This is a genomic window from Streptomyces sp. NPDC055099, assembly GCF_053607685.1.
Genome location: NZ_JBSGUA010000001.1, coordinates 813,253 through 827,971, shown reverse-complemented (window position 1 = coordinate 827,971; position 14,719 = coordinate 813,253). Strand labels below are relative to the sequence as shown.

The following is a 14,719-nucleotide window of genomic DNA, read 5'->3' as shown; positions in this document are numbered from 1 at the left end:
GCCTTCCCCGGCCGCGTCTCGTGGCCTTTCCGGGCCTTCGGAAACTCGTGCGAACTGTGCTGTCATGAAAGGGGACTTGGGGGTGGACACCCATGCCGGAGCTTCGCGTGGTGGCGGGCCGCTATCGCCTGCTCGACGTCATCGGCCAGGGCGGCATGGGCCGCGTCTGGCGGGCGGCCGACGAGCTCCTCGACCGCCGGGTGGCGGTGAAGGAGATGCGGGTCGATGAGGCCTTCGAGGGCCCCGAGTCGGAGGACACCCGGGTCCGCAGGGAGCGCGCGCTGCGCGAGGCGCGGGCCATCGCGCGGATCGACCACCCCGCTGTCGTACGCGTCTATGACGTCGCGGAGGAGGACGGTCGGCTGTGGATCGTCATGGAACTGGTCGACGCGCGCTCACTCGCGCGGTACGTCGACGAGGAGGGGCCCCTGGACGAGCACGCGGCGGCGCGCGTGGGCCTGGCCCTGGTGGCGGCGCTGCGGAAGGTGCACGCGGCGGGCGTCGTGCACCGCGACATCAAGCCGGAGAACGTCCTGCTCGGCCCCGGAGGACCCACTGACCGGGTCGTCCTCACCGATTTCGGCATCGCGGCGCTCCAGGACACCGGCCGCCTCACCCAGACGGGCCTGCTGGTGGGCTCGCCCGAGTACATGGCGCCCGAGCGGGTCTCCGGCGCCGAACAGGGGCCGCCGTCGGACCTCTGGTCCCTGGGGGCCACGCTCTGCACGGCGCTGCGCGGCAGCTCACCGTTCGCCCGCGCCTCGGCCCTGAACACCCTGGTCGCGGTCCTGCACGAGGCGCCCGAACTGCCGCCGGAACCAAGCGGGTTACGTCCGCTCCTGTCGGCGTTGCTCGCCAAGGAGCCGGAGCGGCGGCCGGGCCTCGACGAGACGGAGGCGGCCCTGCGGGCGGTGCTCGCGGCACCCGTGCCGGCGCCGCGTCAGGCGGTCGCCCGCCCCAGGACGGACTGGCGGCCGCACGTGCTGACCGCCGTGGTGCTGCTTGTCGCGGCCGCCGTGGCAGCCGTCATGTTCTTCACCGCGCGTGATCCGGGCGGCGGCGGGTCGCCGGGCCCGAGCTCACCCGTGCCGACGGTGGCGGGTACGTCGACCGCGCCACCGTCGCACGGCACCGGCTAGGCGTCGACGCTGGTGTCGGCCTTGTCGGCGGTGTCGGTCTCGACCTCGGCGCGGGGCCGCACCTTCTCCCGGATGAGGGAGAACGCCACCACGAACGCCGCGGCGAGCAGCGAGAGCAGCACCTGCTTGCGCCCGGTCTCGTCGGTCAGCATGTAGACGAGCACGAACGAGATCATCGCGATCGTGACCCAGGTCAGGTACGGGAAGAGCCACATCTTCACGACGAGCTTCTCCGGCTGCTCGCGCAGGATGATCCCGCGCATCCGCAGCTGCGTGAACGCGATCATCAGCCAGACGAACAGGGCCACCGCGCCCGAGGAGTTCAGCAGGAAGTCGAAGACGGTGTCCTTCCACTGGTAGTTGAACCAGACGGCGACGAAGCCGAACACGACGGACCCGAGGATCGCGGCCTGCGGCACACCGCGCTTGTTGGTGCGCGCGAAGGACTTGGGCGCGTCACCGCGCTGGCCGAGCGAGAAGGCCATGCGCGACGCGGTGTAGAGACCGGAGTTGAGGCAGGAGAGCACGGCCGTCAGGACGATGACGTTCATGACCTGACCGGCGTGCGGGATGCCGATCGAGTTGAGCGCGGCGACGTACGAACCGTCCTTGACGATCGACTTGTCGTTCCACGGAAGCAGCGTGATGACGACGAAGATCGAGCCCAGGTAGAAGACACCGATACGCCAGATGACGCTGTTGGTGGCCTTGGTGACGGCGCGCTGCGGGTCCTCGGACTCACCGGCGGCCAGCGTGACGATCTCGGAGCCCATGAACGAGAAGACGACCATGAGTACGCCGGTGAGGATGGCGCCCGCGCCCTGCGGCATGAAGCCGCCCGCGTCGGTGAGGTGCGCGAATCCGGCGCCGGGGTTGTCGGAGCCGGGCAGCACGCCGAAGACGGCGAGCAGGCCGATGACAACGAAGCCGCCGATGGCGACGACCTTGATCCCGGCGAACCAGAACTCGAACTCACCGTAGGAGCCGACCGAGACGAGGTTCGTCGCGGTGAGCACCACCATCACGATGAGCGCCCAGCCCCACTGCGGGACGGAGGGTATCCACCCGTTGAGGATGACGGCACCGGCGGTCGCCTCCACGGCGAGCACCACGACCCAGAAGAACCAGTACAGCCAGCCGATGGAGAAACCGGCCCAGCGGCCGAGCGCCTGGTCCGCGTAGGTGGAGAAGGAGCCGGAGGTCGGCCGTGCGGCGGCCATCTCGCCGAGCATCCGCATCACCAGGACGACCATCGTGCCGACGAGGGCGTACGAGACGAGGATGGCGGGCCCCGCGGCGGCGATGCCGGAGCTGGAGCCGACGAAGAGTCCGGCTCCGATGACGCCACCGATGGCGATCATGGAGAGGTGGCGGTTCTTCAGCCCGGCCTGCAGGCCGTCACCGGTGTCTCCAGACTGCGAATCCCCGGGTTCGGTGGGGTTGCGGTCTGCCTTCGCAAGGGAGGGTTGCGAGGTCATGGACGAATCCTTAAGTTCTCGGGTCACGAGCCCCCGCATTCAAACTCAGGGGTGAACGTGACGGAAGTCCCGACTCCGGATCGTTGTATTCCGGCCCGATGGCTCAGACCTTGTGGGCCAAAGGCCCAGACCAGGGAGGTCGCGGTCCGGCACCCGGACGCCGCTACCCGCCTCGCGACGTGCCACACTCAGACGCATGCGCGTGTACCTCGGCTCGGATCATGCCGGCTACGAACTGAAGAACCACCTGGTCGAGTGGCTCAAGAGCCACGGCCACGAGCCCGTCGACTGCGGGCCCCACATCTATGACGCCCAGGACGACTACCCCCCCTTCTGCCTCCGCGCCGCGGAGAAGACGGCGGCGGACCCCCAGTCGCTCGGCATCGTGATCGGGGGCTCCGGCAACGGGGAGCAGATCGCCGCGAACAAGGTGAAGGGGGTGCGGGCCGCCCTCGCCTGGAGCGAGCAGACGGCCGCGCTCGGCCGCGAGCACAACGACGCGAACGTGGTGTCGATCGGCGGCCGGATGCACACGCAGGAGGAGGCGACGAAGTTCGTCGAGATCTTCCTGTCGACGCCGTACTCGGGTGAGGAGCGCCACACCCGCCGCATTGACATGCTGTCGCGCTACGAGCAGACGGGCGACCTGCCCCCCATCCCGGCCCACCACCCGCAGCAGTAGCGAGGTCCCGGGGCTCCGCCCCGGACCCCGCTCCTCAAACGCCGGAGGGGCTGGATCTTCAGCCCGTCCGGCGTTTGAGGACGAGCCTTCAAGGCGATTTGCCCGCACCCACCCCCGGAGGGACCCGTGCCGGAGGGGCACACCATCCACCGGCTGGCAGCTGACCACAGGGACCGTTTCCAAGACCGCGGCCCCCTGAAGATCACCAGCCCCCAAGGCAAGTTCTCCGACAGCGCCGCCCTCCTGAACGGGCAGGAGATGGACACCGCCGAGGCCCACGGCAAGCACCTCTTCCTGGGCTTCGCGGACACCGGCTGGGTCCACATCCACCTCGGCCTCTTCGGCAAGGTGAACTTCGGCACCGCGGCCAACGCGAACCCGCCCACGGACACAGTCCGCCTCCGCATCGCCACCGAGGACGCGTACGTGGACCTGCGCGGCCCCACGACCTGCGCGCTCATCACGGACGAGGAGAAGCAGGCGATACACGCCCGGCTCGGCCCCGACCCCCTCCGGGAAGCGGACGACCCGGGCGAGGCCTACGCCCGCATCGCCCGCAGCCGCACCACCATCGCCGCGCTCCTCATGGACCAGAAGGTCATCGCGGGCGTCGGCAACGTGTACCGCGCCGAGGTCCTCTTCCGGCACAGAATCGACCCGTACACCCCGGGCAAGGACATCCGGCCCGCCCAGTGGACGGCGATCTGGGACGACCTGGTCGCCCTGATGCGCGAGGGCGTACGCCTCAACCGCATCGACACCGTCAGGCCCGAGCACACGCCGGAGGCGATGGGCCGCGCGCCGCGCGTGGACGACCACGGCGGCGAGGTCTACGTGTACCGCAGGGCCACCATGCCCTGCCACATCTGTGGCGGCGAGATCCGCACCGCCGATCTCGCCGCCCGCAATCTGTTCTGGTGCCCGAAGTGCCAGCGCCCCAAGCGCCGTCGCTAGAACCCGTGCGGCAGCCACGGGGCGATGTCCGAGCCGAAGGCCGTGGTGGCCTCCGCCAGGGCGCCCGGGCGTAGTTGCCGTACGCGGCCCGCTGCCGCCAGGGACGTGAGGGACACCCCGCCGAGGTAGGCCGAGCCCAAGTCCCGTACGGACAGGGCGAGATCGGCGTCGTCGTCCGTGCGCTCGCAGGTCGCGCCCTTCAGGTCGCCCGTGAGCCGCCAACGGCCCGCGTTCCAGGGGCAGAAGGCGTCCTCCACGTCGAGGACCAGGTTCACCGGCGTCCGGTAGGTGCGTGCCGCGAGGGCGGCGCCCACCTCCACCAGACGTACGTGGAGCGAGTCCTTCACCTGCATCCGGCAGCGCCGCACGTCCGTGACGAGCTGGAACACCGCGTCGTCCGTCGGGCGGTTGTGCACGTCGATCGTCGACGTCAGGTCGATGCCGAAGAGGAACCGCCACAGCGCCGCGTACGCGGCGGGGTCCTCGGCCTCCAGGTCGCGCAGCCGGACCGTGCCGTTGGGTCCCGCCGTGTCCCACTCGGGCTTCACGTGGAAGCGTGCGTACCCGACGAGCTCCCCGTCGCGCTCGGCGAGAACGCACTGCAGCGGTGACGAACCGTTCCGCTCGCTCTCCGGGTCGAGCAGCCCGAGCCGGTCCCAGCCGGGCTGCCTGGCCAGCATTCCCGGCCGCTCGCTCACCCGTCGCGCGTACAGCGCCTCGCACGCCTCGTGGACGTCGGCGGGCTTGGCGTACCGAAGGCGTACGTCATCCGTACCGTCCGGCACCGACAGGCTTACGCGTGAGGTGTCGATCTCGGCCTTCGTCGCGAACGTCGCCGCGCCGTACCCGAACCGTCCGTAGATGACGGGCTCGGAGGCCGTAAGGACCGCCAGGCACTCGCCCTTCGCGCGCACGTCGTCGAGCTGGCGCCGCATCATCGACGTCAGGATGCCCCGCCGCCGGTGCGTCGCCGCGACGCTGACCATCGTCACTCCGGCCGCGTCCACCAGGGAGCCGCCCGGCACGGAGAGGCGGAAGCTGAACGCTCCCGTGGTGCCGACGCAGGTCCCGCCCTCCCAGGTGCCGATGAAGCGGTCGAACTCGGTCAGGGCGTTCCAGAGCTCATGCTCCTCCCTGGCCTCGGCGACGCCACCGAAGGCGAGCTCCAGCGTGCCGTAGTACTCGTCCCAGTCTTCCTGGCGCAACTCCCGCAATTCCGTCGTCATATGCCATGCCTACCAGGGAGAAGCGGGCGGAGCGACAGGATTTCCGGGGGCCCGGAGCATGCCCCTGACGGGGGACAACCGGCACCTCCCGTGCGAAGTCCCTGGCCCGGTGGATAGGGTCCGGGAGCAATGGACGGCAGTCGAGCGGAAGCCGAGACGTTTACAGCCCGGATGAAGAAGCGGATCCACCGGGCGCGCATAGGGCTGCGCAAATCCGGGGTCGACTACTTCCGGGGCGACGGCTCGGACTGGATCGCGCTCGCCGGCCTGCTCGTCACCATCCCGGTGATCACCTTCGGCACCATCGTCAACCCCGTCTGGTGCGCGCCCGCAGCGCTCGTCCTGCCCATCGTGGCCGGCGGCCTGCTGCTGAGGCCCTCCAGCCTGCTCGGCCTGTACGCGACGGCCGCCGCCGCGCTCATCGTGGAGTCCGTCCAGCTCGGCCCGTACACCGAAGGGAACTCGCGGGTCACGCCCGGAGTGGTCCTCGTCGTGGCGGCCTGCGGCTTCTTCGGGCTGATCATCGCGCAGTTCCGCAGCAGGGTCGGCGTGCCGTGGCGCGGCGGCGGCACGATGCTCTTCGACCTGCGCGAACGTATCCGCGTACAGAGCAAGTTGCCGAAGCTGCCCCGCGGCTGGCACCGGGAGATGGCCCTGCGGCCCGCGGGCGGCCAGTCCTTCTCCGGGGACTTCGTGGTCGCGGCCCGCACGAACGGCGGCCGCACCCTGGAGGTCGTCCTCACCGACGTCTCCGGCAAGGGCATGGACGCGGGCTCCCGCGCCCTGCTCCTGTCGGGAGCCTTCGGCGGCCTGCTCGGCTCGCTCCCGCCGCACGCGTTCCTGACCGCGGCCAACGGCTACCTCCTGCGCCAGGACTGGGACGAGGGCTTCGCGACCTCCATCCACCTGGTCCTCGACCTGGAGAGCGGCGACTACGAACTCTTCACCGCGGGCCACCCGCCAGGCCTCCAGCTCAGCGCGGGCAGCGGCCGCTGGGAGCAGAAGGCCGCCGAGGGACCGCTCCTCGGGGTGTACGACGGGGCGCAGTTCGACCCGGTGAAGGGCTCCCTGCGCCCCGGCGACGTCCTGATGCTGTTCACGGACGGCCTCGTCGAGACCTCCGACCGGGACATCAGCGAGGGCATCGACCGCCTCACCGGGGAAGCCGACCGCTATGTGGCGGGCGGCTTCCACGGCGCCGCGTGGCATCTGATCGAGGCGGTCGCCAAGGACGTCAACGACGACCGGGCGCTGCTGCTGATCTGCCGGGAGCCGTCAGCGGGCGCCTGACAGCTCGGGCTCCGGCTCGCGTACGGGATCGCGCCCGCCCGGCAGGATGCGGGCCAGCCACTTCGAGCGTCCCGCGGCCAGCGGTCCGAGCACCGCGAGCAGCAGCACGTACCCCGCGATGAACGGGGAGAGCCGTTCGTCGAGGCCCGCGGTGGCCGCCATGGTCGCCAGGATCAGGGCGAACTCGCCGCGGGCGAGCAGGGTGGTGGAGATGTTCGCCGCGGGCCCTGCCCCGAAGCCGTAGATGCGCGCCGCGCCGAGTCCCGCGAGGACGTTCATCAGCAGCGTCACGGCCACGGCGGCGAGCACCGGCCAGAGCACCGTGGGCAGGTCGCCCGGGTCGATCGAGAGGCCGAAGCCGAAGAAGAAGATCGCCCCGAACGCGTCCCGCAGCGGGTGCACCAGCTTGCGGACGCGCTCGCCGGACGCCGTGCTGCCCACCATCAGGCCGACCATGAACGCGCCGATCGCGTCCGCGACCCCGAACCACTCCGAGACCCCGGCGACGAAGACCGCGGCCCCGAGGAAGGAGATGACGAGCAGTTCGTCGTCCCGGGTGTCCATGAGCCGCCCGACGACCTTCGTGCCGAAGCGCGCCACGAGGGCGAGAAGGAGCAGGAAGCCGAAGGCCTTGCCGCCGTCCATGACGGCCGCCGCGAGGCTGTCGGCGCCGGACAGGACGGGTTGCAGCGCCGCCAGGTAGAGCGCGAGGAAGATGTCCTCGACGACGATGATGCCGAGGATCGGCTTGGTCTCCGGATTGCCGAGCCGTCCGGTGTCGACGAGCACCTTGGTGACGATCGCGGACGACGAGATGCCGAGCACCCCGGCGAGGACCAGAGCCTCGGAGGTGCCCCAGCCGAGGGCGAATCCGAAGCCGAGGCCCGCGCCGACGTTCAGCGCGAGGTACGTCCCTCCGGCGAGGGCCATCTTGCGGCCGCCCGACTTGAGGTCGTCCATGTGGAACTCGAGGCCCAGGTAGAAGAGCAGCAGCACCAGGCCGAGTGCCGAGAGCATCTCCAGGTCGTGGGGGTCGGAGAGCAGGACCACGCCGGGAGTGTGCGGGCCGAGGAGGATCCCGGCCAGGATGAAGAGCGGAATGGTGGGGAGTCCGATGCGGCCGCCCACGCGGGCGAGCACCGCGGCGGCGAGAAAGGCGCCGCCCATGGCTATCAGGGTGTCTGCGTGTCCGATGGGCCCGTTCCTCCTGGTGGTCGGCGAAGCGCCCCTCACACATGAATGGCAAAGGGCGCGTCAAGAAAGCGTCAATAGTTAGCTTACCAAACGACTTCTGGAGTGGTCTTCGGCGCCCAGAGGTGGGGTTCTCCCCACCCCCGGTCCGCCGGGGACCCTCATGGTCCACAGCACCCCGGATCCGTACGTTCGAGGTATCGATCAGGACGTACCGACGGAAGGTGGACGGAGCCATGGGGCTGCGGCGCAAAAGGCGATCCGACGAGGGCAGTGCGGCGGTACCCCCCATGCCCGGCGAGGCCCCCCGCGGCACCGACTGGGCCGTCGAACTGCACGCCGTACGCCGCAGGTACGGCAGGGGGCCGGGCGCCGTGCACGCCCTCAGCGGCATCGACCTCGCCCTGGAACGCGGCAGCTTCACCGCCGTCATGGGCCCCTCGGGCTCCGGCAAGTCCACCTTCCTGCAGTGCGCGGCCGGACTCGACCGGCCCAGCGAGGGCACCGTGCGCCTGGGCGGCACGGAGATCACCTCCATGAGCGAGAACAAGCTGACCGCGCTGCGCCGCACCCGCCTCGGCTTCGTCTTCCAGGCCTTCAACCTGCTGCCCTCGCTGACCGTCGAACAGAACGTCGTCCTGCCGATGCGCCTCGCGGGCCACCGCCCCGACCGGCGCAGGGCCGCCGACCTGCTCCACCGCGTGGGCCTCGGCGGCGACAAGCACAAGCGCCGCCCCGGCGAGCTCTCCGGCGGCCAGCAGCAGCGCGTCGCGATCGCCCGCGCCCTGGTCACGAACCCGGACGTGATCTTCGCGGACGAGCCGACCGGCGCCCTGGACACCACCACCGCCGCCGAGATCCTCACGCTGCTGCGCGCGGCCGTCGACGGCATGGGCGCCACGGTCGTCATGGTCACCCACGATCCTGCTGCCGCGGCTTATGCGGACCGGGTGCTGTTCCTCGCCGACGGCGCGATCGTGGACCGGCTGGAGAGGGCGTCGGCGGCACAGATCGCGGCCCGCATGACGGCGCTCACGGCCCCGGCGTACGCGACAGCGGCGGCCTAGCCACCCGCCCCCTGCCCCTTTCACGACTCCGGAGAACCCTGATGCCCAATGGCCTCGCCCGCGCCGCCATCCGCTTCAAACCCGCCGCCTTCGTGGGCACGTTCGTCGCGCTGATGATGGCCGCGCTGATCGTGTCCGCCTGCGGCATCCTCCTGGAGACCGGTGTACGCGCGTCAGTGCCGCCCACCCGGTACGCGGGCGCCCCCGTGGTGGTGGCCGCCGACCAGCGCGCCCACTTCGTCACGGGCAGCGGTGACAGCCGCTCCGAGTCGCACACACCCCTGCCCGACCGGGCCCGGATCGACGACTCCCTGGTGGCGAAGGTGGCTTCGGTGCCCGGAGCGCGCACCGCCGTCCCGGACGTCACCTTCCCCGTGCAGTCCGGTGGCAAGGGCGTCACCGCGCACGGCTGGGGCTCCACGGCCTTCACCGGCGAGAAGCTGACCGCGGGCCGCGCCCCGCACCCCGGGGAGGTCGTACTCGCCGCGCCCGGCGCGGCCGTCGGCGAGCACACCACGCTCACCACGGCCGACGGTCCGCGCGACTTCCGGATCTCCGGCACCGTACGAACCCAGCAGGGCGCCCCCACGGCCTGGTTCGCCGACTCCGACGCCGTACGCCTCTCCGGTCACCCGGGCCGCGTCGACGCCGTGGCCGTCCTGCCCAAGGACGGCGTCACGCACGCCGCCCTCAAGTCCCAGGTGGCGCACGCCGTCGGCGACAAGGCCGACGTCCACACCGGCGACGACCGCAGCGAGGCCGAGGGCTCCGAAGTCGCCTACGCCCAGGAGATGCTGACCGGCCTCGGCGGCTCCTTCGGCGGCGTCGCGGCGATGGTCGCCATGTTCACCGCGGCGGGCACCGTGGCGCTCTCCGTCGGCCAGCGCGCCCGCGAGTACGCGCTGCTGCGGACCATCGGCACGACACCCCGGCAGATCCGCCGCACCATCGCCACCGAGGCCCTGCTCGTGGCGCCCCTCGCGGGAGCGGTCGGCGTACTGCCCGGAATCGCCCTGGCAAGCTGGTGGTTCGGCCAGCTCAAGGACAAGGGAGCGATCCCCGAGGCCCTCGACCTCTCCATCTCCTTCATCCCCCTCGTCTCGGCCGTAGGCGTCGCCGTGCTCACCGCACTGGTCTCCGGCTACCTGGCGGCCCGCCGCCCCTCCCGCATCAGGCCGGGCCAGGCCCTGAGCGAGTCCTCCGTGGAACGCCTGCGCTTCGGCTGGATCCGTACGCCCCTGGGGATCGCGGCAGCCGTCGGCGGCTGCGTCCTCGCCGGGATCGCCTCCTCCCTGACGGGGGACGACGCGGCCAACGTGGCACTCGGCATCGTCATGCTGTTCATGCTCGCCGTGGCCCTGCTCGGCCCGCTGGTCGCCCGCGCCTGCGCGGCCCTGTTCGGGCTCCCGCTGCGCGGCGCGGGCGCGTCCGCCTCGCTCGCGGCGGCCAACTCCCGTACGAACGCGCGCCGGCTGGCCTCGGCGATCACCCCGATCGTCCTGGCGATGGCGTTCTCGTCCACTCTCGTCTTCATGCACACCAGCGAGGACCGGGTGGCGGCCGACCAGCAGCGCGAGGGCATCACGGCGGACCACATCGTGACGGCGTCGGGGGCGGGCGTGACCCCGGCCGGGGTCACGAAGGCCGCGGAGGCACCCGGAGTCACCTCGGCCGTGGGCCTCCTCAAGACCTCCGTCCTGGTGCCGGTGGGCTCGGGCGGCGACCGCTGGCTGGAGTCGGCGTCGACGCAGGGCATCACGGGATCGCCCCGTGACCTGGCCAAGGTCCAGGACCTCGGAGTCAGTTCGGGCACGCTGAAGTCGCTCGGCAAGGGCGAGATCGCCGTCGACGCGAAGCTGGCGGACTCCGCGCACGTGACGACGGGCGAGCGGCTGGCCCTGCGCATGCCCGACGGCACGAAGGCGACCCGGAAGGTGGTCGCCACGTACGACCGGGGCCTCGGCCTCTCTCAAGTCACCCTCCCCGCGGCGGACTTGAAGGCCCACCTCACCTCGTCCTTCTCCTCGGAGATCTGGACCAGGGGCGAGGCCCCGCAGGCCCTGACCGCCCTCGGCACCCTCCAGGACCGCGACGACTACACCACCGCACAGTCCACCGACCGCGCGGTCAACGCCTGGGCGAACACCGTGATGGCCGCGGTACTCGGCGGCTTCGCGGCGATCGCCGCGGTCAACACCCTGGTGATGACGGTCCTCGACCGCCGCCGCGAACTCGGCACGCTGCGCCTGATCGGCTCCACCCGGCGCCAGGTGATGCTGATGGTGCGGTGGGAGGCGCTCCTGGTCGCGGGCGCGGGCATCGTGATCGGCTCGGCAATCGCGCTGGCAACGCTGATCCCCATGATGAACGGCCTGACGGGCGAGCCGCCGTACATCCCGCCGCTGGTCTACGGCTCCTTCGTGGCGGCGACCCTGGCCTTGGGCCTGGGGGCGACGGCCTTGCCGGCGAGGGCGGCGCTGAGGAATTCCAGCCCGTCCGGCGTTTGAGGACGAACTCGGCGGAGCCGGTGATCACGGCACCCAAGGCCCCCGCGCCAGAGCGGGTTTTCGGGAAGGGGCGGGGTTGGGGAAAGAATCTCCGTATGAACCCCAGCCCCCTCCTCACCCTCCCCGAGGTAGAAGCCATCGCCCGCCAAGCCCACGCCACCCAAACAGACAAGGCGGGCCGCCCCTACACAGAGCACCTGCAAGCCGTGGCGGACGGAGTCCGTGCCCGAGGCGGCTCGCCGGAACAGATCGCCGCGGCCTGGCTCCACGACGCCATCGAGGACAACGCCCTCACCGAGGAGTGGCTCCAGGACGCACCGCTCACACCACAAACGAAGGACATCGTGCGAGCCCTCACCAAGAGGGCGGGCGAACCCCCCGAGTCCTACGCCACCCGCATCCTCGAAACCCCCGGCGCCCGCCTCGTCAAGGAAGCGGACCTGGCCCACAACGCAGATCCGGCCCGCCTAGCGGAGCTAGACGGGCCGGCACGCACCCGCCTCACGGCCAAGTACGCCAACATGCGCGCCCTGCTGGGCATCCAGCAGGCGCAGGGTTAAAGCGTCAAGAAGAAGCCTTGGCCCGTTCCCGGGCCAACGCGGCGGCGTCCCGCTTGAACGCCCACTCCATCTTCGGCTCCATGGCGAAGCGGAACATCCGCTGCACCGGAGGCGTACAGAGAAGCGTCACCACCGCCGCGGCCACCAGCGACACGATCACCTGTCCGACAGGCGTGTGCATCCACTCGTAGTTGTCGAACCAGCCCCAGAAACGCGAGCCCTTGGCGAGGAAGCCGTGCAGCAGGTAGCCGTACAGCGTGCCGGCGCCGAGCACCGTGAACCACATCTTCCGGCGCGGAACCCACGCGAAGAAGCACGCGGTCAGGATGGCGGAGCAGCCGAAGAGCGCCAGCGTCATCACGACACCGGCCCACCACGGCGCACCCAACTCCTGCGCGCTGTCCCGGCGGTAGAACCAGGCCGACGTCATCCGCGGACCGGCCCAGTACGCGAGGAGCAGCGCGCTCGCGAAGATCGGGATGGAGAGCAGCCGCACCTCGCGGCGCCGCACCAGCTGGAAGTGCTCGGGCTTCATGAACAGGCCGAGCACGAAGAAGGGCAGGAACTGCAGCACGCGCTGCAGGTCCAGGTCGTCGCCGATGTCCGGGGAGATCGTGGCGAGAACCGCGATGGCGAGCGCGAGAGGCAGCGGCCAGCGGACCAGCTTCCACAGCGGGGTCGTCAGACGCCAGACGAAGAGCGCGACCAGGAACCAGGTGAGGTACCAGGGGTCGAGCAAGCTGATCGGCTGCGTCGGATCGTCGTCCGCGTAGCGCTTGAAGACGGTGTACGCGACCTCGAAGATGACGTACGGCACGGCGACGCCGGTCACCAGGCGCTTGAGCCGGTCGGACCGCATGTCGAAGCTGCGTGAGAAATAGCCGGAGATGAGGATGAACGCCGGCATGTGGAAGGTGTAGACGGTCATGTACAGCGCTTCCGCGGTGCGGCTGCCGTCCGTCAGGGGCTCCCAGGCGTGCGCCATCGCGACCAGGACGATCGCCAGGTACTTGGCGTTGTCGAAGAACGCGTCGCGCTGCTTGGCGGGTTGACCCGTGGGGGCGGGTCTGCCCGTGGAACCGGGGTGGCCCGTGGAGCCGGAGAGGCCCGGGGAACCGGGTCGAGCGGTGGTGCCGGCCGGGGCGTGGGAAACGGTCGCGGCCATCGTGGACTGGGGGGCGCGGGGGCCGGGTACTCCGTCCGCGGGCACATGTGCCGGGGGGAGCGGCGCCCGGTGGCGGCCGTGCGGTTGAACCGAGTTCGTCACAGGCCCTCCCACCAAGAGCTCGGTGGGACGATCCTGGACCGCACTGCGCCTGCGGGGATGGTGGCAGCGTGGAACATCTGAGGCACCCTAGCGTCGCTTGTGTGTATTCGTAAAACCCCCAACTCGGCTGCCTTCTCCATCACAGACGGACCAGGGGTATTGCGTCCGGGTACCCAGAAAATCATCGGAGTTGACATGGAGATTCATCTCCTGTCATCCCTAGTTACATCGGGTCGTATGCCCAGTACGTCACCACTCATCCCCCTTAAACGCCGCATAACGCCCGCAGGCGACTCTGGTGAAATGTCCGATTGATTGGGTCTTTGTGGAGCCGGTGGTGTGGGTCCGGCAACAATTCGAATTTCTGGCGAACGAGTTGTGTGGCGATGGAAACGATCAAGCCGAATTAGTGGTCGTGCGCGGCCTTCGAATTGCCGTGCGGAGGTGCGGCGTTCATGTGCCCCAAGGGCGTCACCGTGTGCCGGACCCGCGCCGGAGGTGTGTGGCCCTGGCCGACGATGTGTCACCGGCCGCATACGGATGGCGTGTTGGTGGCACGATGGTCCTGGCGGGGGTGTGCGGGGTCGTACCCCCCGGGCCGGGGAGAGACCGACCTAGGGTGTGATCAGTGTGGCCATTTCGCTGTCAGTGGTGTTGCTGTTGGCGATCATCCTCATCGTGCTGATCCGCGGTGGATCGATCAAAGCGGGGCCCGCCATCGTCGCGGTGCTCTTCGGGTTCTTCCTCGCCTCAACCGGAATGGCCCCCTCCATAAACCGCTTCCTCAATGAGGTGGCCGAGACCATCAACTCGATCAGCTTCTGAGGCCGGCCCGGGACGGGCGGCGCTCCGCGCTGCCCGTGAGTGCCGTGAGCTCCCTGAGCGCCGCGGGCCGTGAGTGCACAGAAAAAGCCTCAGGCCCGGTTCCGGGGAACCGGGCCTGAGGCCACAGAGCGGGTGACGGGAATCGAACCCGCGTAGCTAGTTTGGAAGACTAGGGCTCTACCATTGAGCTACACCCGCACGGCTCGCGCCGCAGCATGTCGAGGACACTGCTGGTCAGCGACCGCGGCACGGCAAGCATCGTAGCGGGTCGGACGCCCTGTCCGCACACCCTGTACGTACTCGCGATTAAGCGGGCGCCGCACTGCCTGGGTGCATGTACCCTACGTGTCGCACCGACGGGGTGTGGCGCAGCTTGGTAGCGCGTCCGCTTTGGGAGCGGAAGGCCGTGGGTTCAAATCCCGCCACCCCGACCAGCAAGATCTCCCTCACAAGATCGCATTGTGGCTCGGCTCCCGCTTGCCGTTACTATGCAAGCTGTGTGCCCGTGTGTCTCTGAGCCGGGCTCAATCCCA

Annotated in this window: 12 protein-coding genes and 2 tRNA genes; 9 read left to right on the top strand and 5 right to left on the bottom strand. The window is 70.2% G+C overall.

Going from position 1 to position 14,719, the window contains the following annotated elements:
- Nucleotides 1-92 precede the first annotated feature (92 nt).
- Nucleotides 93-1,139, top strand: coding sequence for a serine/threonine-protein kinase (locus ACWFRU_RS03705; RefSeq protein WP_453684241.1), 1,047 nt, complete (start codon nucleotides 93-95; stop codon nucleotides 1,137-1,139).
- Here ACWFRU_RS03705 and ACWFRU_RS03700 read toward each other — a convergent pair.
- Entirely contained in the window at nucleotides 1,136-2,617 is a 1,482-nt protein-coding gene (locus ACWFRU_RS03700; protein ID WP_453684240.1) for an amino acid permease, read from the bottom strand. The genes ACWFRU_RS03705 and ACWFRU_RS03700 overlap by 4 nt on opposite strands.
- A gap of 196 nt (nucleotides 2,618-2,813) precedes the next feature.
- On the opposite strand from ACWFRU_RS03700, the gene ACWFRU_RS03695 reads away from it, so the two are divergent.
- Nucleotides 2,814-3,299 carry a ribose-5-phosphate isomerase gene (locus ACWFRU_RS03695; RefSeq protein WP_453684238.1) on the top strand — a complete coding sequence of 162 codons (486 nt, stop codon included), beginning with the start codon at nucleotides 2,814-2,816 and terminating at the stop codon, nucleotides 3,297-3,299.
- A gap of 126 nt (nucleotides 3,300-3,425) precedes the next feature.
- Nucleotides 3,426-4,253, top strand: coding sequence for an Fpg/Nei family DNA glycosylase (locus ACWFRU_RS03690; protein WP_453684237.1), 828 nt, complete (start codon nucleotides 3,426-3,428; stop codon nucleotides 4,251-4,253).
- Here the strand turns inward: ACWFRU_RS03690 and ACWFRU_RS03685 are convergent.
- Nucleotides 4,250-5,479, bottom strand: a complete 1,230-nt coding sequence (locus ACWFRU_RS03685) for a GNAT family N-acetyltransferase (protein WP_453684235.1) — start codon at nucleotides 5,477-5,479, stop codon at nucleotides 4,250-4,252. The genes ACWFRU_RS03690 and ACWFRU_RS03685 overlap by 4 nt on opposite strands.
- A gap of 129 nt (nucleotides 5,480-5,608) precedes the next feature.
- Here ACWFRU_RS03685 and ACWFRU_RS03680 point away from each other — a divergent pair, with 129 nt between their 5' ends.
- Entirely contained in the window at nucleotides 5,609-6,769 is a 1,161-nt protein-coding gene (locus ACWFRU_RS03680; RefSeq protein WP_453684233.1) for a PP2C family protein-serine/threonine phosphatase, read from the top strand.
- On the opposite strand, the gene ACWFRU_RS03675 is transcribed toward ACWFRU_RS03680, so the two are convergent.
- Nucleotides 6,755-7,936 (bottom strand): cation:proton antiporter, encoded by a 1,182-nt coding sequence (locus tag ACWFRU_RS03675; protein WP_363211204.1) that lies wholly within the window; start codon nucleotides 7,934-7,936, stop codon nucleotides 6,755-6,757. The two genes, ACWFRU_RS03680 and ACWFRU_RS03675, sit on opposite strands and share 15 nt — an antisense overlap.
- A gap of 260 nt (nucleotides 7,937-8,196) precedes the next feature.
- Here ACWFRU_RS03675 and ACWFRU_RS03670 point away from each other — a divergent pair, with 260 nt between their 5' ends.
- The 3 genes from ACWFRU_RS03670 (at nucleotide 8,197) to ACWFRU_RS03660 (ending at nucleotide 12,094) form a co-directional block, all read left to right on the top strand.
- The gene (locus ACWFRU_RS03670; protein WP_453684528.1) at nucleotides 8,197-9,027 is read left to right on the top strand and encodes an ABC transporter ATP-binding protein; all 831 of its coding nucleotides are present in this window, start codon (nucleotides 8,197-8,199) and stop codon (nucleotides 9,025-9,027) included.
- Nucleotides 9,028-9,068: 41 nt separating this feature from the next.
- A complete protein-coding gene (locus tag ACWFRU_RS03665; RefSeq protein WP_453684230.1) occupies nucleotides 9,069-11,534 on the top strand; it encodes an FtsX-like permease family protein in 2,466 nt (821 codons plus the stop codon).
- 95 nt (nucleotides 11,535-11,629) lie between these two features.
- The gene (locus ACWFRU_RS03660; RefSeq protein ID WP_453684228.1) at nucleotides 11,630-12,094 is read left to right on the top strand and encodes an HD domain-containing protein; all 465 of its coding nucleotides are present in this window, start codon (nucleotides 11,630-11,632) and stop codon (nucleotides 12,092-12,094) included.
- A 4-nt stretch (nucleotides 12,095-12,098) separates the two neighbouring features.
- On the opposite strand, the gene ACWFRU_RS03655 is transcribed toward ACWFRU_RS03660, so the two are convergent.
- Nucleotides 12,099-13,361 carry an acyltransferase family protein gene (locus ACWFRU_RS03655; protein ID WP_453684226.1) on the bottom strand — a complete coding sequence of 421 codons (1,263 nt, stop codon included), beginning with the start codon at nucleotides 13,359-13,361 and terminating at the stop codon, nucleotides 12,099-12,101.
- 630 nt (nucleotides 13,362-13,991) lie between these two features.
- Here ACWFRU_RS03655 and ACWFRU_RS03650 point away from each other — a divergent pair.
- A complete protein-coding gene (locus tag ACWFRU_RS03650) occupies nucleotides 13,992-14,186 on the top strand; it encodes a hypothetical protein (RefSeq protein WP_160505028.1) in 195 nt (64 codons plus the stop codon).
- Between the two features lie 127 nt (nucleotides 14,187-14,313).
- Here the strand turns inward: ACWFRU_RS03650 and ACWFRU_RS03645 are convergent.
- Nucleotides 14,314-14,384, bottom strand: a tRNA-Gly gene (locus ACWFRU_RS03645).
- A gap of 159 nt (nucleotides 14,385-14,543) precedes the next feature.
- On the opposite strand from ACWFRU_RS03645, the gene ACWFRU_RS03640 reads away from it, so the two are divergent.
- Nucleotides 14,544-14,620, top strand: a tRNA-Pro gene (locus ACWFRU_RS03640).
- Nucleotides 14,621-14,719: the final 99 nt, after the last annotated feature.

Bases quoted from the DNA above. Each gene is read 5' to 3' on its own strand.
- ACWFRU_RS03705 (WP_453684241.1), top strand. From the start codon at position 93: ATGCCGGAGCTTCGCGTGGTGGCGGGCCGCTATCGCCTGCTCGACGTC.
- ACWFRU_RS03700 (WP_453684240.1), bottom strand. From the start codon at position 2,617: ATGACCTCGCAACCCTCCCTTGCGAAGGCAGACCGCAACCCCACCGAA.
- ACWFRU_RS03695 (WP_453684238.1), top strand. From the start codon at position 2,814: ATGCGCGTGTACCTCGGCTCGGATCATGCCGGCTACGAACTGAAGAAC.
- ACWFRU_RS03685 (WP_453684235.1), bottom strand. From the start codon at position 5,479: ATGACGACGGAATTGCGGGAGTTGCGCCAGGAAGACTGGGACGAGTAC.
- ACWFRU_RS03680 (WP_453684233.1), top strand. From the start codon at position 5,609: ATGGACGGCAGTCGAGCGGAAGCCGAGACGTTTACAGCCCGGATGAAG.
- ACWFRU_RS03675 (WP_363211204.1), bottom strand. From the start codon at position 7,936: ATGGGCGGCGCCTTTCTCGCCGCCGCGGTGCTCGCCCGCGTGGGCGGC.
- ACWFRU_RS03670 (WP_453684528.1), top strand. From the start codon at position 8,197: ATGGGGCTGCGGCGCAAAAGGCGATCCGACGAGGGCAGTGCGGCGGTA.
- ACWFRU_RS03665 (WP_453684230.1), top strand. From the start codon at position 9,069: ATGCCCAATGGCCTCGCCCGCGCCGCCATCCGCTTCAAACCCGCCGCC.
- ACWFRU_RS03660 (WP_453684228.1), top strand. From the start codon at position 11,630: ATGAACCCCAGCCCCCTCCTCACCCTCCCCGAGGTAGAAGCCATCGCC.